Genomic DNA, 25,410 nt, shown 5'->3' on the forward strand with positions numbered 1-25,410 from the left:
GGTGCAGATGCGGATTGCGACGCCGGCTTCTTCATCGGTCCGCAGCGCGAAGGCCCGGCACCCGCAATCGCATTTGGACGCAGCAAACCGGACGGCTTCATGGCGATTCGCAACGCTGTAGCTGCGCAGCTCGGCTTGGGTGTCGCCGGACGTCGTCCCGTACCAGTATTCGCCTTTCTTCGTCAGTGCCATTGATACTGCTCCATTCTTCAAGGTGGGCTTCCGGCAGGCCTGGCGTCAGGCTCGCCCCTGAGCTGGATTTTGCCTGGAGGCCCGGCGAATCGTCGCCAAGGGCCCGGTTCGGAGAGGTCGCCGACAAGAGCCGCGGACATCCTGCAATGCCAATCTTGGAGCCTGCAGCCACCCGGCCCCTCCGATTCGAACGGCACCCATCAGTCTGGAGAGGAAGTACGGCTTCGCAGCGGTCGGCGTCATGCAATGCTTCGGCTGCGAATCTCTGCAGACGGCCAGCTCCTGCCGGTCACGAGCGGCTGCTTTCGGGTACGCTCAGCAGCGCTAGGCGTCTATGAAAATCAATGCGAACTATGCGACGAGTGTTCATGCTGGCGGCAATGGCGACCGTGATCGCTGGCGGCTTCGTTTGGCTGCGGGTAAGCGCACTAACCGCGGGGGAGTTCTACGCTGTCGTCGTAGAAGTTCAGAACCCGCAGGCCCCACCTAGCCAATGGAAGCTTCTCCCGCTCCAAGGCGCAGAAGTCACTGCAGTTTGGCGAGGGTCAACGAAGGAAGACCCCGTGAACTTTCACTCGGGAAGCCAACGCTGCATGGGAGTGAAGTCGACGATCACAAATGCGGACGGCAAGGCAATATTTCCGAAGTGGTACGCGCAGTGGGGAGACACTGTGCTTGAGCCGTATACGACGGCAAGCATGACTGGTTTTGTCCAGATCAAAGATGCCGACAAGCACGGGGAGATCTGGTATGCAGCACCGGGTCTTCATGTCCTGCGCAGAGGTCAGTCGCAGGAACAGGGTAGTCGCCAGGTCGCGCTGGATGCTTGGTGTCGAGACAGGCCGGACCTGCCCCAGCAGGCCAGGTGATGGCGGTTGTCTCAAACGTTGAACGGCCGCTTTGTGAAGCCTTGTGCAGCCTGATCCAACTTCCTCTTTGGATCGCCTCGAGGCCACCAGGTGAGGCAGCCGACAGGCAACAGTCAGCCAATTGCGGTCCTTCATAGCCGTCCGTTTTCGGGCGGCAACAGAGCGGCTACGACGATTCCGTCAGCGTCGCGGCCCGGCAGACGCACGACCTCAGTCGTCCTCGTAAGAGGTGCGAGCTTCGACACCTGCCGCTGGCAACCAAACATGGTCGCACCGCGGTTGTCGGCTACGCGCGGTCTCCCGACCGCGCCCGAGCCCAACGTCATGGCGTGGGTGCAATCGTGGGGCGCCAGATCGGCACGTCCGAGCAGCTCTTGCAAGCTGCCGGACACAGTCGGGTAGCTTGACGGACTAGCGGCCTTGGAGAGTGGCGAAGCGATGGATAGAAAGACAGCATGTAAGCTCCCGGCTGGCGCGCAGGGCGCCCTTCCATCGGGAGGCTAGACCCGGCCGCATATTCCAAGTGCTAGGCATACAGTGTGGAGTCCGCATGTTTTCGTGGCTGAGAAGGATGAAAGGGAACGCGATGCCTGCTGTATCGCCAGGCGCGAGTAAGGGCCTCAGCGAGATGCTCCGCGACGGCAGTCGACAGGTCGCCCTTGGTGAGTATGGAATGTGGTTTTCAACGCCTGGTGATGAGTGCTTTTCCATGTCGTCAACCTTGGACAGCATTGATCGCGTCTACGAAGCGATGCGTGGTATAGAAGAGTCTGTGTTTGCAGAAGTTCTGCATTGCACCCGCTCAATTGAACGAGATGTACGGCAAGCCCCTCTCCCGGACGAGCTGGTGGTCGTTCCTGTGATCGAAGCTCAAGACGTTGGTTTTCTGGTGTCGGCTTCCAATGAAAAGGGTATTCGGTTCCACTTTCACCGATCCACTGCGTCCGCACTGCGAATTGAACTTCTTGCCAAGTTCGCGCGCTACTTCGAGAATCGCCGGCAGGCAGTTCAGAAAGCAGTGCAGGCGGTCGCCAACGACTGCTGTGGGGTAGGCTAGTGCGAGGAAACAGCGACGTATGACGATGAATGAATCGAAGGATACTGATGCGCTTTGTGCCGCGCTGGATGCACTTCCAGGAGGTGAAGCACGTGCGCCGCTGCTGATCGGGCTTCTCGGCCGAAGCGGACATGAACGTCACGAAGACATCGTGTTTGAGCTGGGCCTGCTAGGTAGCAATGCCGCAGTCCCGTCCATCGCCAAGGCGGTTGTAGATCCCTTCCCATACATGGATGCGTGGGGCAATCGACACGAGTTCCAGCGCAAGTGCGCGTACGCACTGGCCCGAATCGGAACCTCTGAGTCCCGTTCCGTGCTCGAAGATTTGGCGAAGCACTCGGATCCTCATCTGCGAGAGTACGGTGAGGAAGGGTTAAGCCATTGGCCTCTGCCTTTCGAGGCGCGCTGACCCAGTTCGGCCAGTTGCTGTCGGTCGCCAGTGTCTTCTTCAGGGTTGCTCAATCCGCGTGGCAAACTACGGCGACTTGGGGCAAGGACAAGCCCGCGGCACCATCACTGAGCCAGCGCCAGTATTCGAACGGAGGAGGAACTCTTGGCCGAACTGAAGGACTCTCTGACAGAGCGGATCGTTGATCCGCAAGCCTACGTCACGACGGTCAAGGGAAAGCCACTCAAGCACGAGTTTCGGAAACTCGTCCGCCTCATGGGCGAAGGCGACGAAATCTGGGAGTGGGAATGGAGAGGCATGAACGGGCCGAGATACAGCTACTCGATGGGCTGGTGCGTGATTCGTGGGGGAGAAGTTGTCGCCTCACTTTGCCACTCGTATTCATAGCAAATCGTCTCACGCGGCGATCGGTCGCCGGTGCTGAGCATCAGGCCTCTTCGTCATGCAATATTCCGCGCGATTCTGGGTTCAAGGAAACCCCGATCTTGTTTCGGCCACTCTCGGCGTGGCGCCTACTTTGGTCGGTCCCTTTGGGGGCTACGACTATTGGAACTACGCCGTCGATCATTCCGCCCCCCAAAGTGTCTTCGATGCAATCTTTGAATTCCTGCGCGGCATTAAACCCGCCCTCACCGTGCTGCCACGCAACTGCACCTGTGGGCTGACCTTCAGCATGACCATCAAGGGTGATGGTCGGGACTACTTTCACCTCCTCGAGCCGAACGAGATGAAGGAGTTGGCCGACATGAATATCCCAGTGGCGTTTCAAGTCATCTGCGAGCAGCAGTGACCTGAACGTGGCTTGGCCAGTATCTTGCACAAGGAGTCATATGGGAATGAACGTATCAGCATTTCTCGTCAATAACACTCTGGCAGAGAGTGACGAGGAATTCTTGCAAGCCATCGGGTTCACGCAGATTGAACGTGTGACCGACTGGCATGATGCCGACTTCGGCTTTATCCGGCACAAGGGCTGCTTCTTGCTGTTCGCCTACGGACAATATGAGTCAGCCGCAAGCGGAGCCGTAGAGCGTGGGGATGACGCTCTGTCGGGGGTCCTGTCCCAGATTTTTCCAGAGTCCGATGTACTCGCCGTCGTCCTCCAGTCATCCACGGATCTCGCTGGCTTCTCGCTGTTCTCGAAGGGCAGAAACATCAGGCGGTGGTGCGTGGCAGGTGATCACGGGACCCTCGTCGACGAAGGGCAAGTACTCTCGGCCGAAGAAAGAGCGGCTGCGCAGGACTTGGATGGTGAAGCAGTCATTCATGCAGTGACAACTGATGTCCTGGAGTTTGATTTGCTTGAAGTCTTCGAAGCACGAACCGCTTCCAGAGCGGAAGAAAGGCTCTTTCGTGCTCGAGCCGATGCCTGACCCCTCCGGCGAGGCGCCGCCCACAATCCGACTGCGACCGCTTCAGAGCACTGCATTCGCGTCCACCAAAGACCGCAACGGGTCGTACTCGGTCCTTCGATCTGCGCGCGGTTCTTGCGGGATCGCACCCCGCCAGTCCGTTGAAGCGCCTGGGGGAGTTTTGGGGAAGTGGCCGTCGAGCGCTCTGCTTCCTGCTCCATCCGCAGCGTGGCGAGACTCTCGACTTCGTGCGCCGTCTAACCGCGAAAAACCGGGATCGAGCCGCTGGCGTTACGACGATCGCCGGCCGCGACCAGAAGTCGCCGGAGGCGCTCGATGTTCGCCTCTCCCCGCGCCAAGGAGTCAGCCGAGGTATGGACCGAATAGTTTCCCAGGTGCAGATCATGTGGGTGCGGCGCCGCTGAGCCAATGACGAAGATCGCGTCGCTGCTCTGGCTTGCCTGCAGGGTGATTGGCTGCTGTGATTGTTCGAAGATGACCATTTCGCCTTCGTCCGCAGGCGTGTCTCCAACAAGCTGGCCGCTTGCGACGGCGAGCCAGGAGACTGGCTGGGCTTCGGGCGGTGTGAATGTCCAGGCTGTCCCGGCGGCCAGGCGCAGCAGGAGGTAGGTCATGCCATCAGGCGAGCGGGCGGGGCTGCGAGCCCCGTCGTAGCTGCCAAGGATCACGCGTGCCGGACCGGCGGCCGGAACGTGCTGCGCTTCCACGTACTGGCTGTCGACCGTCGAGTGCTCAAGCTCGGGCTGCAGAGCGATCCATAGCTGGAAGCCCTTGGCTTTTGGAGCGACGCCACCCGAGAGCTCCTTCCCGTGCCACACACCGTTTCCAGAACGCATCCATTCAAAGCCGCCGAACCCGATGTGACCCACGCCGTCGGCTGGATCGTCGAAGCGCAAATCCCCCTCGGCAATGACCGTGATCGTCGCAAGTCCGGAGTGGGGATGAACGGACATTCCTCCGCGTGGATCGTGGAGGTCCAGGTTGAACAGGTCCAGGAACACGAAGGGCTTGAGCGTATGCCCAAGATCGGATGGGCTCATCAGGCGGGTGATGGGACCGTGAGTGAGGCCGCGTGTCCGAAAGGTCACGCGGCGAGCGCCAGCGTCAGAAGGGACTGGATATTTGCTGATTGAGTTCATGGTTCAGTGCCAGGGGAAACTGATGCGACTTCCCCGCGTCGCTTTGCGAAAGCGAGTGTCGTCAAACAGGGGCGGCAAGGCACTGTCTGAACGTGCTTCCTGCAGTCTGAAAGTGCGAGCAGGGTGCGGCGATGCGCCCGGGGTGCATGGTTGTTTCGAACTGGGCATGTCAGGATCGATCAGTGACTGGCTGGAGCGGCCGCTGAATACTGCATGTCGTCGAGAGGCGAGAAGCCGTTCTGGTTCACAACTGATTGAATACGTGGGCGGCCCGCAGGGGATCACCGACACCCACAAGGACCGGCTGAACAATGACTTGCTGGCCTTCGTGAAGAAGTAACCCACGAAGCCGGGATGCGCTGCGTCCCGGCTGCCGACAGAGCCGAGCGCTCACGGTTGAGGTTTGCCAAGATCGAAGTCGGGAGACTTGCTGAAGTACTCCGTCAGCATTTCCGTCAACACCCCGATCTTCCGCGTGGGATGCTGGCCTGGCGGGCGCACAACGTATGCGCCTGCCGGTTTGGATGGATGCTGCGGCATGACAGTCACCAGCGCGCCCGAAGCCAGATGGGGGCGTGTGAGTGCAACGGGCAGGTAGCCGATGCCCAGGCCTGCCAACGCCGCCGCGACCAGGGCAATGCCGTTGTCTGCCTTGAAGCGGCCCTGCGGCCGAATGGCAACGACCTCGTTCCCATCCATCAATTGCCAGGTCTCCGTGCCCTGCATCAGCGCTTCGTGGTCAATGAGTTCGTCCAGCGTCTGAGGTGCACCGTGCGTTGCAATGTAGGTGGGACTTGCGACCAAGCTCCCATGCACGGGGCCAACACGTCGAGCGACCAGATTGGAATCCGCAAGATGGCCCAGGCGAATTGCGCAGTCATAGCCTCCGGCGATCAGATCGACGAACTGATCGCTGTAGCAAGTCTGGATGTGAAGCTTTGGATGCCGACTCGCCATCTCGGCGAGTACGGGTGCGAAGTGGGTTGGTCCAAAGGACAACGGCGCGGCAACGCGCATGCGGCCGCGAAGCTCTCCTGCGGGCAGCAGCGTCTCTCGGGCAATATCCATCTCATTGCACACTCTGTCGGCATAGTCACGAAACGTCGCGCCAGCCTCGGTGAGATTCGCACCTCGCGTGGTGCGGGCGAGCAACTGAACGCCCAACTCCGCCTCAAGCTTGATCAGCCGCCGGCTGACAATGGATTTGGCAACGCCGAGACGAGCGGCTGCCGCGGTGATGCCTCCCGCATCGGCAACCTCGACGAAGGTCCGCAGTTCCTCGATATCCACTTTGTGTTCCTGTTTCTGCGACACAGCTGAGCAAAAGTCGTCCCACCGTACCACGAGGATGGATGTGAAGATGCGTGCAGGAGTAGCCAGGGCGACTCCTCCGCCATTCATCCGCATGTCAAACGCAATAGAACTTTCTGAAAACTTGGGGTCGCTGAACATTTCCAGTCGTTGCTGGAACGGCGTCAACGTGGATCTGAGTGAGTACACCTGCGCGGGCAGAGTCTTGCTGCCGATCAACAGGCGCGAACAGTTGACTCGATTCAGCGCGCAGCTCGAAGAGGTTGGACGCGAACGCGCCGAGCCCAGGTCGGCGCCCAATACCCCGAATCCACATGCGTACAAGCCTCGGCCCATGTACTTCGCGCCGGCGCAGATGAAGGTGTGGGGATATGCCGCAGATTCCCGCTATCTGAAGTGTGGAACGATCAGCTTCGACGTCAACGTGCTCCAGAAGCGTCTCGGAATCCATGTATCGCCGGCGCAGGCTGGCGTCCCTCGTCTGCGCATGAACGATGACCGGTTGTGGACATTGATGAGGTTGCTGACGGACGCGATTGGTGATTTCGACCCCACCGCGCAACTCTATGGTGACTCGCTGACTGCAGCGATCGCGGCAAGGCTCTTCGAACCGCCCAAAGAGACGAAAGGGAGCCAGTGTCGGCTCTCAGCCCTCCAGATGAAGGATGCGATGGGCTATCTCGAGGCGAAGATGCCGGCCAGGGTGGAACTCGCCACGCTCGCGGAACTGGCGGGTCTGTCGCAGTCGCACTACAGCCGCGCCTTCAAGGCGTCGACTGGCATGGCGCCGTATCAGTGGCAGTTGCAGGCGCGTGTCGAACGGGCAAAGGACCTGCTCTTGAACACCAATGGCTGCCTGCAGGACGTTGCCGAAGCCACTGGCTTTGCAGACGCGGTGCACTTCGGTCGGACCTTCCGCAAGCTGACTGGCGCCAGCCCCGTTGCATGGCGGACGGACCGGCTCACTTAGAGCGTCGAGTCGTTCGCAAAGGCGAACAGCAAACGCATTCTGCGGATGGTGCTGAACGCTCGGTCTCATGAGCGAATCGTGCTGCCGCCAGCAACAACGGTCAGTGACTGCGCCAAACCGCGCAGGCAACATCTTTTCCCATTCAGCGCACGCCTCTGCGGGATCCGGCTGGTTGATCGGGTCGTGGCAGCGTCGTGTTCTCTTGACGCAATCGAAAAAGGAATCGAAGTGAAGTTGACAGTACTGATCGCATTGATGGTGGTGAATGGCTTGACCAGCGCCCATGCACAAACCAGGCAAGAAGCGACAGGCGCAGACCTGATCGTGCACAACGCGAAGATCTACACCGGGAATGCCGCACAGCCGGAGGCATCCGCTGTGGCCGTCAAGGGCGGCCGCATTTACTCAGTCGGCACCGATGCCGACGTGCTGGCTTTGAAGAAGACCAACACCCGCGTCATCGACTCCCGAGGTCGACGTCTCATCCCGGGCATCATCGACGCGCACACCCATGTGCTCAACGAGGGTGGATACAACTACACCTTGAGATGGGACGGTGTACCAAGCTTGCGTCAAGCACTGGCGATGCTGAGTGAGCAGGCCAGGCGAACACCGAAAGGTCACTGGGTGAAGGTGATTGGCGGTTGGTCTCCTTACCAATTCGAGGAGAACCGCTTCCCCACGATGGACGAGCTTCGCAAAGCCGTTCCTGATCGTCCGCTCATCGTGCAGTACGCCTATAACCGCGCCTTCTTGAACCAGCAGGCGATGGACGCCTTTGGCGTCGGCACCGACAAGTTTCCCAAGATGCCCGACACCGTGCTGGAGAAAGACGAGCAGGGCAGGTACACCGGTGTGGTCTATGGCAACACCTTCATGTTCATCGTCTTCGAGACCATGGTTCCCCAGCTCTCCTTCGATGAAGAGGTGAGCTCGCTGGTGCAGACGACCCACAGCCTTAACCGATTCGGGGTGACGTCCGTCGTCGACGCGGGCACGGGATTCCGCGAGTACCCCAAGGCTCAGGCCACCGTCAACGTTCTCGCCCGCGACAACCGCCTCAACGTCCGCATGCCCTTCGTGGACATTCAGTTTGGAGACGGCTCCGTGAACATGGTGGACGCGCAGATCACGGCGATCACGAAGACGGCGCCGATCAGTCCGGGGCACAACCTGCATCCGTTCCTGGCCCATGGTCACGTCTACCAAGGCGCCGGCGAGTTGCTGTCGGCGGATGTTCACGATCACGAGAATTTCGACCGTCCGGCTGTCGTCATCGAGCCGGACAAGGTGCGGCAACTGGTTGAGCGGGACGTTGCCAAGCTGGTTCAAAGGCGCATTCCGTTCCGCATGCACATCAGCTACAACGAGAACATCACGCCTTTCCTCGATGCGCTCGAGAAGCTGAACGAGAAGATGCCGCTCGACGGTCTGCGGTGGAGCCTCGAACACGCCGAGACCATCACTCCCGCGAACATCGCCAGGGTGAAAGCGCTGGGTGGTGGCATCGCTCTGGACGCCAAGATGGCGATGCACGCCGACGGATTCATCAAGACCTACGGTCGCGACAAGGCGTTGTTGACTCCCCGCCTGCGCCAACTCGTCGACAGCGGTATCCCGCTGGCCATGACCACCGATGCCTTCCGGGCGTCCTCGTTCAATCCGTGGATCGGTATCAGCTGGATGGTGTCAGGGAAGTCTGTCTCCGGATCGGAAGTGCTGGCCAAAGACAACCGCCTGTCACGCGTCGAAGCCCTGGGGCTGTTCACTCGCAAAGCGGCGTGGTTCATGAATGCCGAGTCCGAGATCGGCATGATCGCCCCCGGCCAGCTTGCCGACTTCGTGCTGCTGGACAGGGACTACTTCGCGGTTGCGGAGTCTCAGATCAAATCCGTCGCCTCGGTTTTGACCGTCATGGATGGTCGGGTGGTTTACGGCGCGCAGGACTACCAATCGCTCTCGCCGGCATTGCCGGAAATCCTGCCGACCTGGTCGCCCATCAAACACTTCGGCGGCTACTACCAAGCCCGATGAGGTTGGCCGGATCTCGGCACCGGCGGCTGACAGGCCAGGCGAGGGTGCGCACGGCGTGGCTCGGCATGTTCCTTCTGATGGCCGCCGATGCCGCGCTGGCGCAGTTCCGTCCCTTGCGGTTCGACGACGAATTCAGCGTCCAGCGCCAATCCTGCGCCGAGGGCAGCAACCCAGGCGCATGCTGGAAAGACCGACCGATTGCAGATCACATTGCAGATCACATTGCAGATCACATTGCAGATCATATGCGGCTGAGCTTGGGCGGCGATCTTCGCTTGCGCTACGAGTACACCGGCAATCCTCGCTATGGGCTCGACCCGCAGGATCGCCGGGGCGTTGCGATGGTGCGAGGTTCCGCCTTCGCCGACCTGCGACTGGATGAACACTGGCGAGGTTTCGCCCAACTGGCCAGCTCGCGCACCAACGGCCGCGCCGCAGGCCCGTCCCCGGTGGATGAGGATCGACTCGATCCCAGCAATCTGTTCGTCGAATGGCGGTCAGCGACGCAGGGCGATGACGGCATTGGAATGCGTGTCGGCATTCAGGAGATGCAGTTCGGATCCGGGCGTGCCATCGACGCGCGCGAGGGACCGAACGTGCGGCGCAGCTTCGATGCGGTCCGCGCCTATTCCACCAGCGGCCCCTGGCGTGTCGATGCATTCGCCGCGAAACCGCGGCTGAACCGCCTGGGCAGCTTCGACGATGCCCGTTCGCAGACTCAGTCGCTGCGTGGCGTTTACGCGACTCGCAGCGCAGGCGTCACGTCCTTGGACGTCTACGCGCTGCATTTCGAAGACACCGCCGCTCGCTATGTCCAGGGTGTGGCGCACGAGCGCCGCTGGTCGCTCGGCACGCGTGTGTTCGGCAGCCACGATGCCTGGAACTGGAATTGGGAATTCGCAGCGCAGGGGGGGAAATTCGGCGATGCCGACATTCGCGCCTGGTCGCTCGCCACCGATACCGGCTACTCCTTCGGCGACATGCCTGGCAAGCTGCGAGCGGCGCTGCTCGTCGCGATTGCCAGCGGCGACAAGGATCCCGGAGACAACCGGCTCGAGACACTCAATCCCATCTACCCGCGCGGAAACTACTTCGGCGACGAAGCGACGCTGGGGCCGCGCAACTTCTTCAACATCCATCCGGCGCTGACCCTGCAGCCATCACCTGCGGTCCAGTTGACCGCAGGCGTCGATTTCTTCTGGCGCTACAGCACCCGCGACGGCGTCTACGCGCCCAACGGAATGTTGATCCGGCCCGCTGGCGACAGTCGCGCCCGCTATGTGGCGACCATCGCATCGATAGCAGCCACTCGCACCTTGGCTCCGGGCTGGTCTTCAAACGCGGTCGTCGCGTACGCGCGACCCGGCGCGTTCCTGCGTGAGACCGGTGCCACCGATGCGCTGAGCTTTCTCAGCCTCAGTTTGCAGTACCGGTTCTAGGTAGCCGGGTGAAGAGAGCGGCAAGCCCAGTGAAGTCCGCAGGCGAAACCGCAGGTCCTCGGCGCTGGCGGTGCTCGCCTACAACCTCAAGCGCGTGCTGCGCATCCTGGATTCGGGTAGCTCCCAAGTACATCCAGAGGATCAACGAGAACCGGGCAGCAGCATGTTCGAATCGACGCGGCCCGTCCAGCGGGCGAAGGCCTCGGCGACGGCATCTGGTTGTTCCAGTGTCGACATGTGCCCGCATCGATCGATCACAGCAAGCTCGACGCTCCCTGTCAGCAGATCCGCCATCTCTTCACTGAGCGCCGGCGGCGCGACCTGGTCATCACGGCCGCAGAGAACCAATGCGGGACATCGCAGCGTCCTCAGCACATCGCGGCTATCAGATCGATTCATTGCCGCCGTCTGCTGTCGAACGAATCCTTCGCTCCCGACGGTTCGCGCCATGTCGGCGAGCAAGTCGATCAGTTGACTGTCACCGGCGTGCGATTCATGCAAGAGCCTGGGCGCGAAGGTGCTGGCGATCTGCGCGAAGCTCGCGCTGCCCGACGCGAGAGCCGCCACCATGCGTTTGCGGTTCTGCACGGCTTCGACCGAATCGGCACGCGCGCCGGTGTCCAGCAGCGCAAGGCCTGCGATCCGTCCCGGTGCCTGCCGGCATGCTTCAAGTGCCACATACCCGCCAAGCGAGAAGCCGGCGACGCCAAACATGCCGGGCGGCATGGCCTGAACTGCAGCCGCCGCCGATGCTTCGATCGTGTCCGCCATGTGCGTTGCAGCCACGATGAAGTTTCGTCCTGCAGGCATCGACCGTCGAATCGGCTCCCACACCCGCCCATCATTCATCAGGCCGGGCAGGAGCAGGAGAGGTATCGGCGTTGTCATTTCTCGGTCCTTTCGATGGATAGACTGCGCCTGTGCAGCCGGTCCACCGGTTGTAGGTGTGAAGTCCGGTGCATGGTCAAGCCCAGTGGAGCATTCGATGTGGATCGGAGAGTTTTCGGAAAGGGCCGGCCTCAACGTGGCGACCGTCCGCTTCTACGTTCGGTCGGGTCTGCTGCATCCCAGGCAAGGTTCGGTCGGTGGCGCCAGGCCCTACATGGAGTTCTCGGAAAAAGACCTCCGAAATCTGGGCGCCATTCGTGCTGGACAGGCCATGGGCATGTCGCTCTCAGAGATCAAGTTGCTGGTGAGCGAGCGCCGTGCCGGCGGAAGGGATCGGATGCTTCAGGCCATGCTCGCTCAGCAAGAAAAACTCAACGAGCGAGCCGAGGAACTTTCAGCCATGCAGAAGTTTGTCGACGCGAAGATCAGTTGGCTGCGCGGCGGCGCGATCGGAGCGCCTCCCGAGCTCTCGAACTTCCGGCGTCACGCAGGCTTCCAGGTGTCGTGTTCCAGGAGGTTGTTCATGGTCGGGCGCAGGTGAAGCTGGCTTCGCGCTTAGCCCTGGGCTGAGCGCTGCACCATCCCGTCCCATCCGCCCATCGCAATCTCGGCAACCGCCTGCAGTTCCTCTCTCGCGGCGCCATCGCGTGCCCGAATGGCCATGCCGCTCTGGACTGTTTGCAGGAACCTCGCGAGCTTGTGGACATCGAGAGTCTTCGGCAACTCGCCTTCAACGACCGCCTTTGCGATGCGCAGCACGAGCACATCGAAGGCGCTGCCTCGCGTGGTCCTCATCAGATCCGCGAGTTCGGTATGGCCATCGCTTCCAACAGTGCCGAGCGTGACCAAGCAGCCATGTGGCAGATCGCAATCGGAGCCTGTCATCGCCGCGGCCGAGTCCCACAGGTAGGCGAACGCGGCTTCGCGGGCCGTAGGCGCCTGGCGGAAGCGCCCCAGAACCAGGTCCTCATAAGTCACGGAGTACAGGCGCAGCGCCTCAGCGTACAGCGCGTCCTTCGAGCCGAACGCGGCATAGAGGCTGGTCGAACCGATACCTAAAGCCGTGGTCAGATCGGCAATCGACGTGGCCTCGTAACCCTTGATCCAGAAGAGCCGCATGGCCCTCGTCAATGCTGCCTCGCGGTCGAACTCGCGCGGTCGGCCACGAGCAGGAGGTACGCGGGCGGCGGACTTTGAAGGGGCGATCTTTTTTTGCATCGATCACTGCATAAATAGCTTGACCAGCCGATGTCGCAATCCTACCATTTGTGCATCGATCACTGCACAAAGGATGATTCTGTGAAAACCCTCGCTGGAAAACGCGCCCTGGTCACAGGGGGATCTCGAGGCATCGGAGCCGCCATTGCGGTGGCGTTGGCTGAGAACGGCGCCGACGTTGCCCTGACATTTCAGAACTCGGCCGATAGGGCAAACGCCGTGGTGTCTTCCATCGAAAAGCTGGGCCAGCGTGGCGCGGCGATTCAGGCTGACAGCGCGGATCCGACCGCCATCAAGCGGTCGGTGGAGGAAGCCGTGGCCGCGTTGGGAGGCCTGGACATCCTGGTCAACAACGCCGGAATCGCGCTCTACAACACCATCGCCGACTTCAGCGTGAGCGATATTGATGCGCTGCTTGCGGTCAACGTGCGCGGCCCGGTGCTGACGACCCAGGCTGCCATCCCGCACCTGGGCGCGGGCGGTCGCGTCATCACCATCGGTTCAGCCGGTGCGGAGCGCATCGTCGGAGCCCCGGGAACGATTTACTACATGACCAAGTCGGCGCTGCAATCCTTCACGCGCGGCCTTGCGCAGGAACTTGGGCCGAAGGACATCACCGCCAACCTCGTCCAGCCAGGCTCCACCAATACGGACATGAACCCGTCCAACGGGGAGAGCTCCGACTGGCAGCGCAGCCTGACGCCGCTGGGTCGCTACGCCGAACCGGCGGATATCGCCGCCGCCGTGAGCTTCCTGGCGAGTCCTGCGGCGCGACATCTGACGGGAACCATCATCAACGTCGATGGCGGCTTGCTCGCCTGAGTCGACGGCATCCAAGCCTCTCGATGGAGAAAGCCTGTGCCTGGCGTTGACCGCCACGAACAAGCCATTCGAGGACCACTGGGCCTTCGGCATCACGATCCAGGACGGCAGGCTGGCGACGATCCGCGAGTACATCGACACACAGGCCATGGCCGTGGGCCGCGCGGATGGACGCGTCGGGGCCGGTATAGCGAAGCCTCACCGCCCGGGCTTGGCAGGTCGCTTCGCGACACCGTGACTCGGCAGATTCGGCAGGATGGCGCTGGCGACGATGTGGGATAGATGATCGGCCCGCGGCGCGAACGCCGGCAGGTCGACAAGCCAACCGAGCGCCGACATCAGGCCGAACAAGTCGTCCCCGTTCATGTCGGTGCGCGCCTGCCCGCCGGCCTGTGCGCGAAGCAGCAGGCGCGCGCTCGCTGAGTGCACCGCTGCACACGCGGCATAGAGAGCGGACTCCGGGTTCGCGTGGGCGGCCGCCATCATGGCGACAACGCCTCGATAGCTCTGCGCGAACGCCATCCATTCGCGGAACCATGAAACGAGCGCCTCACCGGGCGCATCCGACTTCTCGAGTCCGCCTGCCGTCTGTACCAATGCGTCCAGGTGTGTGCACAACAGCGCTTCGAACAAGGCTTCCCGCGTCGGGAAATGACGAAGCAGCGTGGCCAATCCGACCTCGGCCCGGCGCGCTATATCGCGCATGGACGCGTTGACACCGTGCTCGGCGACGACCTCTCGCGCGACCGCAAGGAGATGGGTTCGATTCTTCTGGGCGTCGGCTCGCATAGGTTCCTTGACAAACGGATCACCGATCCGTATATTTGGATCACTGGTTCGGATGTTGTGAATTTTGATCTGGATCGGTGATCCAAATGGTACAGCGCCTTTGTACAAATCGGAACAGCGGCGCTGCGTCACACCACAAACGAAAGGTTGAAGATTGTGAAGAAACTAGAAGGCAAGGTTGCAGTCGTCACGGGCGGGAGCAGCGGGATTGGCTTGGCTACAGCCAAGCGCTTCGTGGAAGAAGGTGCGCACGTTGTGATCACTGGGCGACGAGAGAAGGAGCTGATGGAGGCTGCCGCCTTCATCAAGAGAAACGTGACGACGGTCGTGGGCGACGTGTCGCGCCTGGAAGATCTGGACCGGCTCTATGCCGTCGTGAAAGAGAAACACGGTCACATCGACGTCCTCTTCGCGAACGCGGGCGCGGGGACAATCGCGCCGCTCGCGGTAGCGACCGAGGCGCATTTCGACCAGACCTTCGACGTGAACGTGAAGGGGCTGTTCTTTACGGTGCAGAAGGCCCTTCCCCTCTTCAAGGACGGCGGTTCGATCATCCTGAACTCGTCGGTCTCCAACGTGCTCGGGCTTCCAGGATTCACTGCTTACGCCGCGAGCAAGGCGGCCGTGCGCAACTTCTCGCGCGGTTGGACTTTGGAATTGAAGGACCGCCGCATCCGCGTGAATTGTGTGAGCCCCGGAGCCATCGATACTCCGGCCTTGGCGACGACGACGGGCCTGACCGCTGAGCAGGCCGAGCAGGCGGTCGCACAGTTCACCACGCAGATCCCGATGGGTCGCAGAGGCTTCCCGGAGGAAATCGCGGCTGCAGTTGCGTTCCTCGCCTCTGATGAGAGTTCTTACATCACCGGTGTGGATCTCGCCGTCGATGGAGGCATGGCGCAGGTCTAGCACGAGAGTGCAGATCAACGGTGGACCCGCCGTGGACCGCCCCCTCGCACGCACGCCGCGCGCTCGTCGAATGCCAACCGCAAAGGAGATTCCGATGTACGACCAAGCCAAGCTGTCCGAGTTGATCCAGTTCGCGCGAGTCGATGCGGGCTCCACCGTCATCGACGTTTACCCGGGCGATGGCGATTGGACCCGCCTCTTCTCCGACATCGTGGGACCCGCAGGACGGGTCTTCAGCTTTGTGCCGGCCGAAGTCGCCCACTTCAAGAACGATCCGGTCGGCCGGATGCGAACGCTTGCGACGGAGCCGGGCCGAGAGAACGTGGAAGCCGTTTCGGCGGACCTCGTGGCGATGCCGGATGTCACGCAACAAGCGGATGTTCTTTGGATGCATCTGTTCTATCACGATCTCCACACCGCGCTGATGCAGGCCAAGGGTGCGACGGCGGCCCACTTCAATCGAGCTGTCTGCGAGCGGCTGAAGCCCGGCGGGTACTACGTCATCGTGGACCATGCCGCCACCGCCGGGCTGGGCACGAGCGACGCGCAGTCGCTGCATCGGATCGAACCTGCGGCCGTTCGCGAGGAGGTGGAGGCGGCCGGCTTCGTACTGGACGCGCAAAGCTCCATGCTCGCCAGAAGTGACGATCCGCACTCGGTCAAGGTGTTCGATCCTTCGATCAAGGGCGAGACGGATCGCTTCGCCTATCGGTTCGTGAAGCGCTGACAGGTCGCCGTTCCCTGCGGGGAAGTGAACGATAGCGCGCGCTCAGGTGCCGAGCTCGATCAGGTTCTGCAGGACGAGCGGACCGCGGAACCGCAGCAGGCTTCCGCCTTCGGCAATCTTGCCGAGGATGATGGGAGCGAACCCGAGCGACGCGACCAAAGAGGCAACCTCTGTGTTCGCCTCGTCGTGGTTGCCGGCCACAAACATCACGCGTCGTCCGCCGCCCTCGGCCGGATTGCTCGCGAGGAGAGCTGCCGGGAGCTGATTGAAAGTCTTGACAACTTTCGCGCCGGGAAGACCCTTGGCCACGAAATCACTGGATTGCAACCCACCCAGCGGCGTGAGGTCCGTTTCGCGGAAATTCGTGACATCGATGACCGTCTTGCCCTTCCAGTCCTTCCTGGCCTTCGCGATCTCCGCATGTGCTGCGAAGTGCACGGCGAGAAGGATGATGTCGGCCTCGAGGGCGTCCTGGAGGCTGGCAGCAGTCACCGAAGGACCCAACTCGTTCACAAGCTCATTGAGGGAGTCGGGGCCGCGCGTGTTGGAAATCATCACGGCAATCCTGTTGCGCGCGAACTGGCGCGCGAGAGCGGCTCCGACGTGTCCGGAGCCGATGATGGCGCAAGTCATGGTGGAACTTCTCGTCGACTCAGGCCGTGATGGCCGCGATGTCCTCCAGCGCGCTCGCGACGGCTGCTTCCTTGGCTTCCGGGCCGAACGCAAGGCCCTCTGCGCGCACGACCATCACGTCCGTCAGGCCGAGGAATGACAGCAAGCCGATGAGGTAGCTCTCCTGATGCTCGTTCGCCGCCGCTGGGGTTCCCACCGGATACACACTGCCTCGCGCCGACGCGATGAAAGCTTTCTTGCCCTTCAGCAGGCCCACGGGGCCGGTCGCGGTGTATCGAAACGTCTTGCCCGCCACGGCGATGCGATCGACCCAGGACTTGAGTGGCGTCGGAATCGAGAAGTTGTACATGGGCGCGCCGATGACCACGATATCTGCTGCGAGGAGATCGTCCAGGTAGGCGTTGCCTTTGACAAGATCAGCGGCGATGGTTGCATCCGCATTGGATGCGCCGGCACGAATGGCCATGTGGGCGCCCATCAGGTGCAGGGCCGGATCGGCCGCCAGGTCCCGGTAGGTGACGCGAATGTCCGGGTGGAGAGCGCGCTGGCGCGCGACGATTTCGGCCGAGAGCCGGCGGCTCACCGATGCGGCGCCGAGTGCGCTGGAGTCGAGATGGAGAAGTTGCATGATGAAACCTCGATGGATGTGAAGGTGCACAACGCAAATATGCCGATGGGCCCGGCCGCCGCGAAGCCGGTATATTGAGATGCGAACGATCTGTTTTAGAGATGGCCTCCCCCAATGCTTGATGGTGTCTCCCTGGATCAGCTCCGAACTTTCATCGCGGCGGTGGACGAGGGAAGCTTCTCGGCTGCGGCTCGCAAGCTCAACCGCGTTCAGTCGGCAGTAAGCGGTTGGATTGGCAGTCTCGAGGACCAGATCGGGGTTGTGCTCTTTGACCGCTCCGGTCGATTCCCGAAGCTCACGCCGGAGGGGGTGCTTTTGCTTGCGGACGCGCGCAACATCGTGTCCGGGGTGGACACTCTCAAGGCCCGCGCCAGGTTGATGGCATCGGGTCTCGAGAGCGAGCTTTCGGTGGTGGTCGATGTGTTCTTCCCCACCGCTGTTGTCAGTGCTGCCGCCAAGGCCTTCGCGATCCAGTTTCCGCTGACGCCGCTTCGACTTTTTGTTGAAGGCCTGGGGGCGGCCTATCAGCCCGTGCTGGATGGTCGATGCACGATGGGCATCCTGGCTACGTTGCCGTTGACGTTCCCGTCGCTGGTCAGCGAGCGGCTGGGCGAAGTGCCCTTGGTTTTCGTTGCCGCAGCCAGCCACCCCCTCGCGAGTCTTGGATCTCGGATAACAAGACGCGCGGCGGCGAAGTATGTGCAGCTCGTGCTCACCGACAGATCCGACCTCATGGCCGGACGCGACTACGGCGTCGTGTCGCCGTCGACCTGGCGTCTGGCCGACCTGTCGACGAAGCACGCATTCATCAAGGACTGCGTGGGGTGGGGCGGGATGCCCTTGCACATGGTCGAGGAGGACATTGCCGCCGGCACCTTGGTCGTCCTGGATTTGCACGACATCCCGCAGACAGGCTTTGCGTTGACGATGTCTGCATACCACCGGCCGTCCGAACCGCCCGGGCCCGCCGGCAGATGGTTCATCGACCACTTGAAGGCCTCTTGGGAGCAGCAGGCAAACTCTCCGCGAAAGCGCGGGCGAGGGCCCTCTTCCTAGCCCTCACTGCCTCAGGCTCCTGGTGTGGGAGCGGAAGCAGCTGGCCGTCGAAGTACTGCTGATCGAGGCGCTTCGGTCCACGACTGGGGCGACGGCGTCACCCGGTTTGCTGCGAGGCCTGGCCGATGCGCGATTGGCGCGCTCCATCCGGCAGATGCATGAGAGCCCGTCCAGGCCATGGACGGTGGAGCAGTTGGCGGAGCAGGCGTTGCTCTCTCGCCGTCAGCACGGCGTTCAGCCGCCACGTCGGCCAACCACCGGGCAGATTTGCGCAGACCCCCTGAGCAGCGCGAGACGCGACGCGCCCGGCCTCGTTTTCTCCCTCACGCATTCGCATACGGCTCGAGCGGCCGCTGGTTCTCGTTGATGCTCAACCGCCGCCCCAGCGCCGGGAAGGCGCGCTGGGCGCAGCCCTTGCGCTCGCACACCTTGCAGCCGGGGCCGATCGGCGTCACGGCGCCCGGATCGTCGAGCGCCAGCCCACGCGCATACACCAGCCGCGCGGCATGGCGGCGGTCGCAGCCGAGCGCGACGGCGAACTCGCGCGGCGGCGTGCCGAAGCCGCCGCTGTCGTGGCGGATGCAGCGGGCGATCCACAGGTAGGTCCGGCCGTCCGGCATCGAGGCCAGCTGGGTCAGCACCTTGCCGGGTTGCGAGAAGGCCTCGTAGACGTTCCACAGCGGGCAGGTGCCGCCGGTGCGCGAGAAATGAAAGTCGGTCGCCGACTGGCGCTTCGAGATGTTGCCGGCCCGGTCCACGCGCACGAAGAAGAACGGCACGCCGCGCGCGTCCGGACGCTGCAGCGTCGAGAGCCGGTGGCACACCGTCTCGAAGCTCACGCCGAAGCGGCGCGCCAGCAGGTCGATGTCGTAGTGCAGCGCTTCCGCGGCGGCGAGGAACGGCGCGTACGGCAGCACCAGCGCGCCGGCGAAGTAGCTGGCCAGGCCGATGCGCGCGAGGGCACGCGATTCGTCGCTGCGGAACTCGTCGCTGGCGACCAGCGCAGCGAGCACCGCATCGGCTTCCAGGAAGGCCAGCTGGGTCGCCAGTTGAAAGGCGCGCTGGCCCGGTTCGAGGTCGGCATGCAGGCTCAGCAGCCGTGACGCGGGGTCGTACCGGCGCAGCCCGGGCAACGCATCGGCCGATGCGGTCTGCGTCGTCACGCGGTGCCGCGCCAGCAGGTGATCCTCGAGCCGCGCCGCCAGATCGCGCGCCAGCATCGACGGCGCCTGCAGCGCGCGATGCGCCGCCTCGGCCAGCGCATCCAGCTCGGCGATGTGGTTGTGGCGCGCATAGAAGAAGTCGCGCACTTCCTCGTGCGCCTGGGTCGGGCCGACGCCCGGCCGCAGGTCGCGCTCGCCCAGGCCGGCCGCCATCGCTTCCAACCGTTCCTGCGCGTCGCGCGCCACCTTGTGCAGCTGGATCATGCGGCGCGCCAGCGCCGGCATCTGCTGCGCGAGCGCCTGCACCTCCGCCTGCGGGATCTCGGCACCCGGGCCGGCATCGGCGACCACGTCGTGCAACTGCGCCATCAGCCGCGCCTCTTCGTTCTCGGAGAAGAACTGCAGGTCGATGCCCAATGCCGCTTGCAGCTTCAGCAGCACCGGGACCGAGAGCGGCCGCTGGTTGTTCTCCAGCTGGTTGACGTAGCTGGCCGACAGCGCCAACGCTTCGGCCAGGGCCGCCTGCGTCAGGCCGCGTTGCTCACGCAGCGTGCGCAGGCGCACCCCGAGGAAAGTCTTGCGCATGGGATCTTCCGGCAGATGTGATTTGCAAACATTGCAGAATTGCAGAACCGGGTTTGCAGATGTCCACAACATCAGTGTTGCCCTCAGCTTAGCGCATTGCGAAGATTGCAACTCCGCTGGAGCATCGAGAGAATCCCATGAGCGACACCCCGTCCGCCACCTTCAAGCCGAAGAAGTCGGTCGCGCTGTCCGGCGTCACCGCCGGCAACACCGCGCTGTGCTCCGTAGGCCGCAGCGGCAACGATCTGCACTACCGCGGCTACGACATCCTCGATCTCGCCGAGGTCTGCGAGTTCGAGGAGGTCGCGCATCTGCTGGTGCACGGCAAGCTGCCCGGTGCCGCCGAGCTGCGCGCCTACAAGGCCCGGCTGAAGGCGATGCGCGGGCTGCCGGCCGCCGTGAAGGCCGCGCTCGAGACCGTGCCCGCCGCGGCCCACCCGATGGACGTGATGCGCACCGGCGTCTCGGCGCTCGGCTGCGCCTTGCCCGAGAAGGACGACCACGGCCTGCCCGGCGCGCGCGACATCGCCGACCGCCTGCTGGCCTCGCTCGGCTCGATGCTGCTGTACTGGTACCACTGGTCGACGCAGGGCAAGCGCATCGACGTGGAGACCGACGACGACTCCATCGGCGGCCACTTCCTGCACCTGCTGCACGGCGAGCGCCCGCCGGCCGCGTGGGTGCGCGCTATGCACACCTCGCTGAACCTCTACGCCGAGCACGAGTTCAATGCGTCGACCTTCACCGCGCGCGTGATCGCCGGCACCGGCAGCGACTTGTACTCGGCGGTGGCCGGCGCGATCGGCGCGCTGCGCGGCCCGAAGCACGGCGGCGCCAACGAGGTCGCGTTCGAGATCCAGAAGCGCTACGACACGCCCGACGAGGCCGAGGCCGACATCCGCCGGCGTGTCGAGGCCCGCGAGGTGGTCATCGGCTTCGGTCACCCGGTCTACACTGTCAGCGACCCGCGCAACGTGGTCATCAAGCGCGTGGCCCGGCAGCTTTCGCAAGAGGCCGGCACCACGAGGATGTTCGACATCGCCGACCGGCTGGAACAGGTGATGTGGGACGCGAAGAAGATGTTCCCCAACCTCGACTGGTTCAGTGCCGTGAGTTACCACCTGATGGGCGTGCCGACGGCGATGTTCACCCCGCTGTTCGTCATCTCGCGCACCAGCGGCTGGGCGGCGCACGTGATCGAGCAGCGCATCGACAACAAGATCATCCGCCCGAGCGCGAACTACACCGGGCCGGAAGACCGGGCGTTCGTGCCGATCGCCGAGCGCGGCTGAAGCGAGGCTCCCGCGCATGACCTCTCCTGCTTTTTCTCCATTCCGCAAGCGCCTGCCCGGCACCGCGCTCGACTACATCGATGCCCGTGCCGCCGTCGACGGCTTGCGCCCCGGGGCCTGGGACGGGCTGCCGTACACCGCGCGCGTGCATGCCGAGAACCTGGTGCGCCGCTGCGATCCGGCGCTGCTGGAAGACAGCCTGCTGCAGGTCATCGAGCGCCGCCGCGACCGCGACTTCCCGTGGTACCCGGTGCGCGTGGTCTGCCACGACATCCTGGGCCAGACTGCACTGGTCGACCTGGCCGGACTGCGCGATGCCATCGCCGCGCAGGGCGGCGACCCCGCCGCGGTGAACCCGGTCGTGCCGGTGCAGCTGATCGTGGACCATTCGCTCGCGGTGGAGTGCGGCGGCGGCGACCCGCAGGCCTTCGCGAAGAACCGCGCCATCGAGGACCGCCGCAACGAAGACCGCTTCCATTTCATCGACTGGACGAAACGGGCCTTCCGCAATGTCGACGTGATCCCGCCGGGGAGCGGGATCATGCATCAGATCAACCTGGAGAAGATGTCGCCGGTGGTCTGGGTGGAGGACGGCCTGGCCTACCCCGACACCTGCGTCGGCACCGACAGCCACACGCCGCACGTCGATGCGCTGGGCGTGATCGCGGTCGGCGTCGGCGGGCTGGAGGCCGAGAACGTGATGCTCGGCCGCGCGTCGTGGATGCGCCTGCCCGACATCGTCGGCGTCGAGCTGAGCGGCCGCCGGCAGCCTGGCATCACCGCCACCGACATCGTGCTGGCGCTCACCGAGTTCCTGCGCCTGCAGAAGGTGGTCGGCGCCTACCTCGAGTTCTTCGGCGATGGCACGCGCGGCCTCACCATCGGCGACCGCGCGACGATCTCCAACATGTGCCCCGAGTACGGCGCCACCGCGGCACTGTTCTACATCGACGGCCAGACGCTCGACTACCTGCGCCTCACCGGTCGCGAGAGCGAGCAGGTGAAGCTGGTCGAGACCTACGCGAAGACAGCGGGCTTCTGGGCCGGCACGCTGGCCGGCGCACGCTACGAGCGCGTGCTGCGCTTCGATCTGTCGAGCGTGGTGCGCAGCATGGCCGGGCCGTCGAACCCGCACCGTCGCTTGCCGACCAGCGCACTCGCCGAACGCGGCATCGCGGCCCATCTCGACCAGGCCCGCGCGCAGGAAGCGCAAGGCCTGATGCCGGACGGCGCGGTCGTCATCGCCGCGATCACCAGCTGCACGAACACCAGCAACCCACGCAACGTGATCGCGGCCGGGCTGCTGGCGCGCAACGCGAACCGGCTCGGCCTGGTGCGCAAGCCGTGGGTCAAGACCTCGCTCGCGCCGGGTTCGAAGACGGTGGAGCTGTACCTGAAGCAGGCCGGCCTGCTGCCCGAGCTGGAGGCGCTGGGCTTCGGCATCGTCGGGTTCGCCTGCACCACCTGCAACGGCATGAGCGGCGCGCTCGTTCCTGCCATTCAGCACGAGATCGCCGAGCGCGACCTGTACACCACGGCCGTGCTGTCGGGCAACCGCAACTTCGACGGCCGCATCCACCCGCAGGCGAAGCAGGCCTTCCTCGCGTCGCCGCCACTGGTGGTGGCCTATGCGATCGCCGGCACGATCCGCTTCGACATCGAGCGCGATGTGCTCGCGGTCGTGAACGGCCGCGAGATCCGGCTGCAGGACCTGTGGCCCGACGATGCGGAGATCGATGCGCTGGTGCAGTCGTCGGTGCAGCCGGCGATGTTCCGGCAGGTCTACGAGCCGATGTTCGCCATTGCTGCCGAGAGCAGCGAACGGGTGGATCCGCAGTACGACTGGCGGCCGCAATCGACCTACATCCGCCGCCCGCCGTACTGGGATCGTGAGGGCATGGGCGCGTTGGCCGCGAGCCCGCGCACGCTGACCGGCATGCGGCCGCTCGCGATCCTGCCGGACAACATCACGACCGACCACCTGTCGCCGTCGAACGCGATCGGGGCCGACTCGGCCGCGGGTGAATACCTCGCGCGGATGGGCCTGCCCGAGGAAGACTTCAACTCGTATGCCACGCACCGTGGCGACCACCTGACCGCGATGCGCGCGACCTTTGCGAACCCGACCTTGAAGAACGAGATGGTGCGCGGCGACGACGGCACGGTGCGCGCCGGCTCGTTGGCCCGCCTTGAGCCCGAGGGCCGCGTGGTGCGCATGTGGGAGGCCATCGAGACCTACCTCGCGCGCAAGCAGCCGCTGATCGTCATCGCCGGAGCCGACTACGGCCAGGGCAGCTCGCGCGACTGGGCCGCGAAGGGCGTGCGCCTGGCGGGCGTCGAGGTGGTGGTGGCCGAAGGCTTCGAGCGCATCCACCGCACCAACCTGATCGGCATGGGTGTGCTGCCGCTGGAGTTTCAAGCAGGCACCAGCCGGCTGACGCTCGGGCTCGATGGCACCGAAACCTATGACGTGCTGGGCGAACGCACACCTCGCGCCGAGTTGCGGCTGCGCGTGCGAATGCGTGACGGCACGACGCTGGAGGTGCCCGTCACCTGCCGGCTCGACACGGCCGAGGAGGTGTCCGTCTACGAGGCGGGCGGCGTGCTGCAGCGGTTTGCGCAGGACTTCCTCGCGGGACAGACAGGAACACAAACCACCCGTTCAGCCTGAGGTATCGAAGGCCCGCACCATGACCGCAGTCCCCCAGATCCGCATCCCCGCCACCTACTTGCGTGGCGGTACCAGCAAGGGCGTGTTCTTCCGCCTGCAGGACCTGCCCGCGCGCTGCCAGGAGCCGAGCGAGGCCCGCGACCGGCTGCTGCGGCGCGTGATCGGCAGCCCCGATCCCTATGGCAAGCAGATCGACGGCATGGGCGGCGCGACCTCGTCGACCTCGAAGGTGGTGATCCTGTCGCCGTCGACGCGGCCCGGCCACGACGTCGACTACCTGTTCGGCCAAGTGTCGATCGACCAGGCCTTCATCGACTGGTCGGGCAACTGCGGCAACCTGTCGGCGGCGGTCGGCCCGTTCGCGATCGCGCAAGACCTGCTGCCGGCCGGGCGCGTGCCGCAGAGCGGGCTGTGCACCGTGCGCATCTGGCAGGCGAACATCGGCAAGACCATCGTCGCGCACGTGCCCGTCGCGGGCGGGCAGGTGCAGGAGACAGGCGACTTCGAGCTCGATGGCGTCACCTTTCCCGCGGCCGAGGTGCAGCTCGAGTTCCTCGACCCGGCCGCCGAAGGACAGGACGAGGGCGGCGGTGGCGCGATGTTCCCGACCGGGCGGCTCGTCGACGAGCTCGAGGTGCCCGGTGTCGGCACGCTGAAGGCGACGCTGATCAACGCCGGCATCCCGACCATCTTCGTCAACGCGAGCGACATCGGCTGCACCGGCACCGAGCTGCAGGAGGCCATCAATGGCGATGCCACGGCGCTGGCCCGCTTCGAGGCGATGCGGGCCTGGGGCGCCGTCAGGATGGGATTGATCCGCGACGTGGCCGAGGCCTCGACACGCCAGCACACGCCCAAGATCGCCTTCGTCGCGCCGCCGGCCGACTACGTGGCGTCGAGCGGCAAGGCGGTGCGTGCCGCCGACATCGACCTGCTGGTGCGGGCGCTGTCGATGGGCAAGCTGCACCACGCAATGATGGGCACGGCGGCCGTTGCGATCGGCACGGCGGCGGCGATTCCCGGCACGCTGGTCAACCTCGCCGCGGGCGGCGGCACGCGCGCTGCGGTGCGCTTCGGCCACCCGTCGGGCACGCTGCGCGTCGGCGCCGAGGCCCGTCAGGCCGACGACGGCCAGTGGTCCGTCACGAAGGCCCTGATGAGCCGCAGCGCCCGCGTGCTGATGGAAGGCTGGGTGCGCGTGCCCGGCGACAGTTTCTGAATCTGAACGAGAGAAGC

At 64.0% G+C, this 25,410-nt stretch carries 26 protein-coding genes and 2 pseudogenes; 19 read left to right on the plus strand and 9 right to left on the minus strand.

Annotated elements, in window-relative coordinates:
- Positions 1-192, minus strand: a pseudogene (locus ACXJLU_RS23070) (hypothetical protein); the annotation flags it as partial.
- A gap of 563 nt (positions 193-755) precedes the next feature.
- Between ACXJLU_RS23070 and ACXJLU_RS23075 the strand changes: the two are divergent.
- From ACXJLU_RS23075 to ACXJLU_RS23100, 6 genes are all read left to right on the plus strand, one after another.
- A complete protein-coding gene (locus ACXJLU_RS23075) occupies positions 756-1,061 on the plus strand; it encodes a hypothetical protein (RefSeq protein ID WP_457334996.1) in 306 nt (101 codons plus the stop codon).
- Between the two features lie 550 nt (positions 1,062-1,611).
- Positions 1,612-2,118 (plus strand): hypothetical protein, encoded by a 507-nt coding sequence (locus ACXJLU_RS23080; protein WP_457334998.1) that lies wholly within the window; start codon positions 1,612-1,614, stop codon positions 2,116-2,118.
- 19 nt (positions 2,119-2,137) lie between these two features.
- Positions 2,138-2,527, plus strand: coding sequence for a HEAT repeat domain-containing protein (locus tag ACXJLU_RS23085; protein WP_457335000.1), 390 nt, complete (start codon positions 2,138-2,140; stop codon positions 2,525-2,527).
- A gap of 144 nt (positions 2,528-2,671) precedes the next feature.
- Positions 2,672-2,914, plus strand: coding sequence for a hypothetical protein (locus tag ACXJLU_RS23090; protein ID WP_457335002.1), 243 nt, complete (start codon positions 2,672-2,674; stop codon positions 2,912-2,914).
- 55 nt (positions 2,915-2,969) lie between these two features.
- Entirely contained in the window at positions 2,970-3,317 is a 348-nt protein-coding gene (locus ACXJLU_RS23095; protein WP_457335004.1) for a hypothetical protein, read from the plus strand.
- 46 nt (positions 3,318-3,363) lie between these two features.
- Positions 3,364-3,900: a hypothetical protein gene (locus tag ACXJLU_RS23100; RefSeq protein WP_457335006.1), complete on the plus strand. Its 537-nt coding sequence runs from the start codon at positions 3,364-3,366 to the stop codon at positions 3,898-3,900.
- Between the two features lie 236 nt (positions 3,901-4,136).
- On the opposite strand, the gene ACXJLU_RS23105 is transcribed toward ACXJLU_RS23100, so the two are convergent.
- Entirely contained in the window at positions 4,137-4,940 is an 804-nt protein-coding gene (locus ACXJLU_RS23105) for a pirin family protein (RefSeq protein WP_457335008.1), read from the minus strand.
- A gap of 82 nt (positions 4,941-5,022) precedes the next feature.
- Here ACXJLU_RS23105 and ACXJLU_RS23110 point away from each other — a divergent pair, with 82 nt between their 5' ends.
- Positions 5,023-5,379 (plus strand): hypothetical protein, encoded by a 357-nt coding sequence (locus tag ACXJLU_RS23110; protein WP_457335010.1) that lies wholly within the window; start codon positions 5,023-5,025, stop codon positions 5,377-5,379.
- Positions 5,380-5,429: 50 nt separating this feature from the next.
- Here ACXJLU_RS23110 and ACXJLU_RS23115 read toward each other — a convergent pair whose 3' ends face one another.
- Complete coding sequence (locus tag ACXJLU_RS23115; protein WP_457335012.1) at positions 5,430-6,569, minus strand: LysR family transcriptional regulator; 1,140 nt, start codon at positions 6,567-6,569, stop codon at positions 5,430-5,432.
- Here ACXJLU_RS23115 and ACXJLU_RS23120 point away from each other — a divergent pair.
- The 3 genes from ACXJLU_RS23120 (at position 6,556) to ACXJLU_RS23130 (ending at position 10,793) form a co-directional block, all read left to right on the plus strand.
- Entirely contained in the window at positions 6,556-7,320 is a 765-nt protein-coding gene (locus ACXJLU_RS23120; RefSeq protein WP_457335014.1) for a helix-turn-helix domain-containing protein, read from the plus strand. The two genes, ACXJLU_RS23115 and ACXJLU_RS23120, sit on opposite strands and share 14 nt — an antisense overlap.
- A 78-nt stretch (positions 7,321-7,398) precedes the next feature.
- Complete coding sequence (locus ACXJLU_RS23125; protein ID WP_457335016.1) at positions 7,399-9,354, plus strand: amidohydrolase; 1,956 nt, start codon at positions 7,399-7,401, stop codon at positions 9,352-9,354.
- A 65-nt stretch (positions 9,355-9,419) separates the two neighbouring features.
- Positions 9,420-10,793, plus strand: coding sequence for an alginate export family protein (locus ACXJLU_RS23130; RefSeq protein WP_457335018.1), 1,374 nt, complete (start codon positions 9,420-9,422; stop codon positions 10,791-10,793).
- Positions 10,794-10,934: 141 nt separating this feature from the next.
- Here ACXJLU_RS23130 and ACXJLU_RS23135 read toward each other — a convergent pair whose 3' ends face one another.
- Positions 10,935-11,681, minus strand: a complete 747-nt coding sequence (locus ACXJLU_RS23135; RefSeq protein WP_457335020.1) for an alpha/beta fold hydrolase — start codon at positions 11,679-11,681, stop codon at positions 10,935-10,937.
- Between the two features lie 97 nt (positions 11,682-11,778).
- Here ACXJLU_RS23135 and ACXJLU_RS23140 point away from each other — a divergent pair, with 97 nt between their 5' ends.
- Positions 11,779-12,222 (plus strand): helix-turn-helix domain-containing protein, encoded by a 444-nt coding sequence (locus tag ACXJLU_RS23140; RefSeq protein ID WP_457335022.1) that lies wholly within the window; start codon positions 11,779-11,781, stop codon positions 12,220-12,222.
- A 14-nt stretch (positions 12,223-12,236) separates the two neighbouring features.
- Here the strand turns inward: ACXJLU_RS23140 and ACXJLU_RS23145 are convergent, their stop codons facing one another.
- Positions 12,237-12,899 carry a TetR/AcrR family transcriptional regulator gene (locus tag ACXJLU_RS23145; RefSeq protein WP_457335024.1) on the minus strand — a complete coding sequence of 221 codons (663 nt, stop codon included), beginning with the start codon at positions 12,897-12,899 and terminating at the stop codon, positions 12,237-12,239.
- Between the two features lie 81 nt (positions 12,900-12,980).
- On the opposite strand from ACXJLU_RS23145, the gene ACXJLU_RS23150 reads away from it, so the two are divergent.
- Complete coding sequence (locus ACXJLU_RS23150; protein WP_047507648.1) at positions 12,981-13,721, plus strand: SDR family NAD(P)-dependent oxidoreductase; 741 nt, start codon at positions 12,981-12,983, stop codon at positions 13,719-13,721.
- 198 nt (positions 13,722-13,919) lie between these two features.
- Here the strand turns inward: ACXJLU_RS23150 and ACXJLU_RS23155 are convergent, their stop codons facing one another.
- Complete coding sequence (locus tag ACXJLU_RS23155) at positions 13,920-14,510, minus strand: TetR/AcrR family transcriptional regulator (protein WP_457335026.1); 591 nt, start codon at positions 14,508-14,510, stop codon at positions 13,920-13,922.
- Positions 14,511-14,666: 156 nt separating this feature from the next.
- On the opposite strand from ACXJLU_RS23155, the gene ACXJLU_RS23160 reads away from it, so the two are divergent.
- Complete coding sequence (locus tag ACXJLU_RS23160; RefSeq protein ID WP_457335056.1) at positions 14,667-15,419, plus strand: SDR family NAD(P)-dependent oxidoreductase; 753 nt, start codon at positions 14,667-14,669, stop codon at positions 15,417-15,419.
- Positions 15,420-15,513: 94 nt separating this feature from the next.
- The gene (locus tag ACXJLU_RS23165; protein ID WP_457335028.1) at positions 15,514-16,146 is read left to right on the plus strand and encodes a class I SAM-dependent methyltransferase; all 633 of its coding nucleotides are present in this window, start codon (positions 15,514-15,516) and stop codon (positions 16,144-16,146) included.
- Positions 16,147-16,188: 42 nt separating this feature from the next.
- Here ACXJLU_RS23165 and ACXJLU_RS23170 read toward each other — a convergent pair whose 3' ends face one another.
- Together ACXJLU_RS23170 and ACXJLU_RS23175 are read right to left on the minus strand one after the other, a co-directional pair.
- On the minus strand, positions 16,189-16,779 hold the full coding sequence (locus tag ACXJLU_RS23170) for an NADPH-dependent F420 reductase (protein ID WP_457335030.1): 591 nt from the start codon (positions 16,777-16,779) through the stop codon (positions 16,189-16,191).
- 19 nt (positions 16,780-16,798) lie between these two features.
- A complete protein-coding gene (locus ACXJLU_RS23175; RefSeq protein WP_073468709.1) occupies positions 16,799-17,407 on the minus strand; it encodes an FMN-dependent NADH-azoreductase in 609 nt (202 codons plus the stop codon).
- A gap of 114 nt (positions 17,408-17,521) precedes the next feature.
- On the opposite strand from ACXJLU_RS23175, the gene ACXJLU_RS23180 reads away from it, so the two are divergent.
- Positions 17,522-18,463 (plus strand): LysR family transcriptional regulator, encoded by a 942-nt coding sequence (locus ACXJLU_RS23180; protein ID WP_073468710.1) that lies wholly within the window; start codon positions 17,522-17,524, stop codon positions 18,461-18,463.
- Positions 18,464-18,509: 46 nt separating this feature from the next.
- Positions 18,510-18,747 (plus strand): annotated as a pseudogene (locus ACXJLU_RS23185) (AraC family transcriptional regulator); the annotation flags it as partial.
- A gap of 39 nt (positions 18,748-18,786) precedes the next feature.
- Here the strand turns inward: ACXJLU_RS23185 and ACXJLU_RS23190 are convergent.
- On the minus strand, positions 18,787-20,211 hold the full coding sequence (locus ACXJLU_RS23190; protein WP_457335033.1) for a short-chain fatty acyl-CoA regulator family protein: 1,425 nt from the start codon (positions 20,209-20,211) through the stop codon (positions 18,787-18,789).
- 137 nt (positions 20,212-20,348) lie between these two features.
- On the opposite strand from ACXJLU_RS23190, the gene prpC reads away from it, so the two are divergent.
- Genes prpC through prpF form a run of 3 tightly spaced genes read left to right on the plus strand, consistent with a single transcriptional unit; the run spans position 20,349 to position 25,393 of the window.
- Positions 20,349-21,503 (plus strand): bifunctional 2-methylcitrate synthase/citrate synthase, encoded by a 1,155-nt coding sequence (gene prpC, locus ACXJLU_RS23195; protein WP_457335035.1) that lies wholly within the window; start codon positions 20,349-20,351, stop codon positions 21,501-21,503.
- Between the two features lie 16 nt (positions 21,504-21,519).
- Positions 21,520-24,174 (plus strand): Fe/S-dependent 2-methylisocitrate dehydratase AcnD, encoded by a 2,655-nt coding sequence (gene acnD, locus ACXJLU_RS23200; RefSeq protein WP_457335037.1) that lies wholly within the window; start codon positions 21,520-21,522, stop codon positions 24,172-24,174.
- 19 nt (positions 24,175-24,193) lie between these two features.
- The gene (gene prpF / locus ACXJLU_RS23205; RefSeq protein ID WP_457335039.1) at positions 24,194-25,393 is read left to right on the plus strand and encodes a 2-methylaconitate cis-trans isomerase PrpF; all 1,200 of its coding nucleotides are present in this window, start codon (positions 24,194-24,196) and stop codon (positions 25,391-25,393) included.
- Positions 25,394-25,410 lie beyond the last annotated feature (17 nt).

It is taken from the genome of Rhizobacter sp. P5_C2 (assembly GCF_054049715.1).

Excerpts from the sequence above, each read along its gene's own strand:
- ACXJLU_RS23165 (WP_457335028.1), top strand. The coding sequence starts at position 15,514 with ATGTACGACCAAGCCAAGCTGTCCGAGTTGATCCAGTTCGCGCGAGTC.
- ACXJLU_RS23180 (WP_073468710.1), top strand. The coding sequence starts at position 17,522 with ATGCTTGATGGTGTCTCCCTGGATCAGCTCCGAACTTTCATCGCGGCG.
- ACXJLU_RS23155 (WP_457335026.1), bottom strand. The coding sequence starts at position 14,510 with ATGCGAGCCGACGCCCAGAAGAATCGAACCCATCTCCTTGCGGTCGCG.
- ACXJLU_RS23140 (WP_457335022.1), top strand. The coding sequence starts at position 11,779 with ATGTGGATCGGAGAGTTTTCGGAAAGGGCCGGCCTCAACGTGGCGACC.
- prpC (WP_457335035.1), top strand. The coding sequence starts at position 20,349 with ATGAGCGACACCCCGTCCGCCACCTTCAAGCCGAAGAAGTCGGTCGCG.
- ACXJLU_RS23190 (WP_457335033.1), bottom strand. The coding sequence starts at position 20,211 with ATGCGCAAGACTTTCCTCGGGGTGCGCCTGCGCACGCTGCGTGAGCAA.
- ACXJLU_RS23170 (WP_457335030.1), bottom strand. The coding sequence starts at position 16,779 with ATGACTTGCGCCATCATCGGCTCCGGACACGTCGGAGCCGCTCTCGCG.
- ACXJLU_RS23100 (WP_457335006.1), top strand. The coding sequence starts at position 3,364 with ATGAACGTATCAGCATTTCTCGTCAATAACACTCTGGCAGAGAGTGAC.
- ACXJLU_RS23175 (WP_073468709.1), bottom strand. The coding sequence starts at position 17,407 with ATGCAACTTCTCCATCTCGACTCCAGCGCACTCGGCGCCGCATCGGTG.
- ACXJLU_RS23085 (WP_457335000.1), top strand. The coding sequence starts at position 2,138 with ATGACGATGAATGAATCGAAGGATACTGATGCGCTTTGTGCCGCGCTG.
- acnD (WP_457335037.1), top strand. The coding sequence starts at position 21,520 with ATGACCTCTCCTGCTTTTTCTCCATTCCGCAAGCGCCTGCCCGGCACC.
- ACXJLU_RS23135 (WP_457335020.1), bottom strand. The coding sequence starts at position 11,681 with ATGACAACGCCGATACCTCTCCTGCTCCTGCCCGGCCTGATGAATGAT.
- prpF (WP_457335039.1), top strand. The coding sequence starts at position 24,194 with ATGACCGCAGTCCCCCAGATCCGCATCCCCGCCACCTACTTGCGTGGC.
- ACXJLU_RS23145 (WP_457335024.1), bottom strand. The coding sequence starts at position 12,899 with ATGCAAAAAAAGATCGCCCCTTCAAAGTCCGCCGCCCGCGTACCTCCT.
- ACXJLU_RS23130 (WP_457335018.1), top strand. The coding sequence starts at position 9,420 with ATGTTCCTTCTGATGGCCGCCGATGCCGCGCTGGCGCAGTTCCGTCCC.
- ACXJLU_RS23095 (WP_457335004.1), top strand. The coding sequence starts at position 2,970 with ATGCAATATTCCGCGCGATTCTGGGTTCAAGGAAACCCCGATCTTGTT.
- ACXJLU_RS23105 (WP_457335008.1), bottom strand. The coding sequence starts at position 4,940 with ATGAGCCCATCCGATCTTGGGCATACGCTCAAGCCCTTCGTGTTCCTG.
- ACXJLU_RS23080 (WP_457334998.1), top strand. The coding sequence starts at position 1,612 with ATGTTTTCGTGGCTGAGAAGGATGAAAGGGAACGCGATGCCTGCTGTA.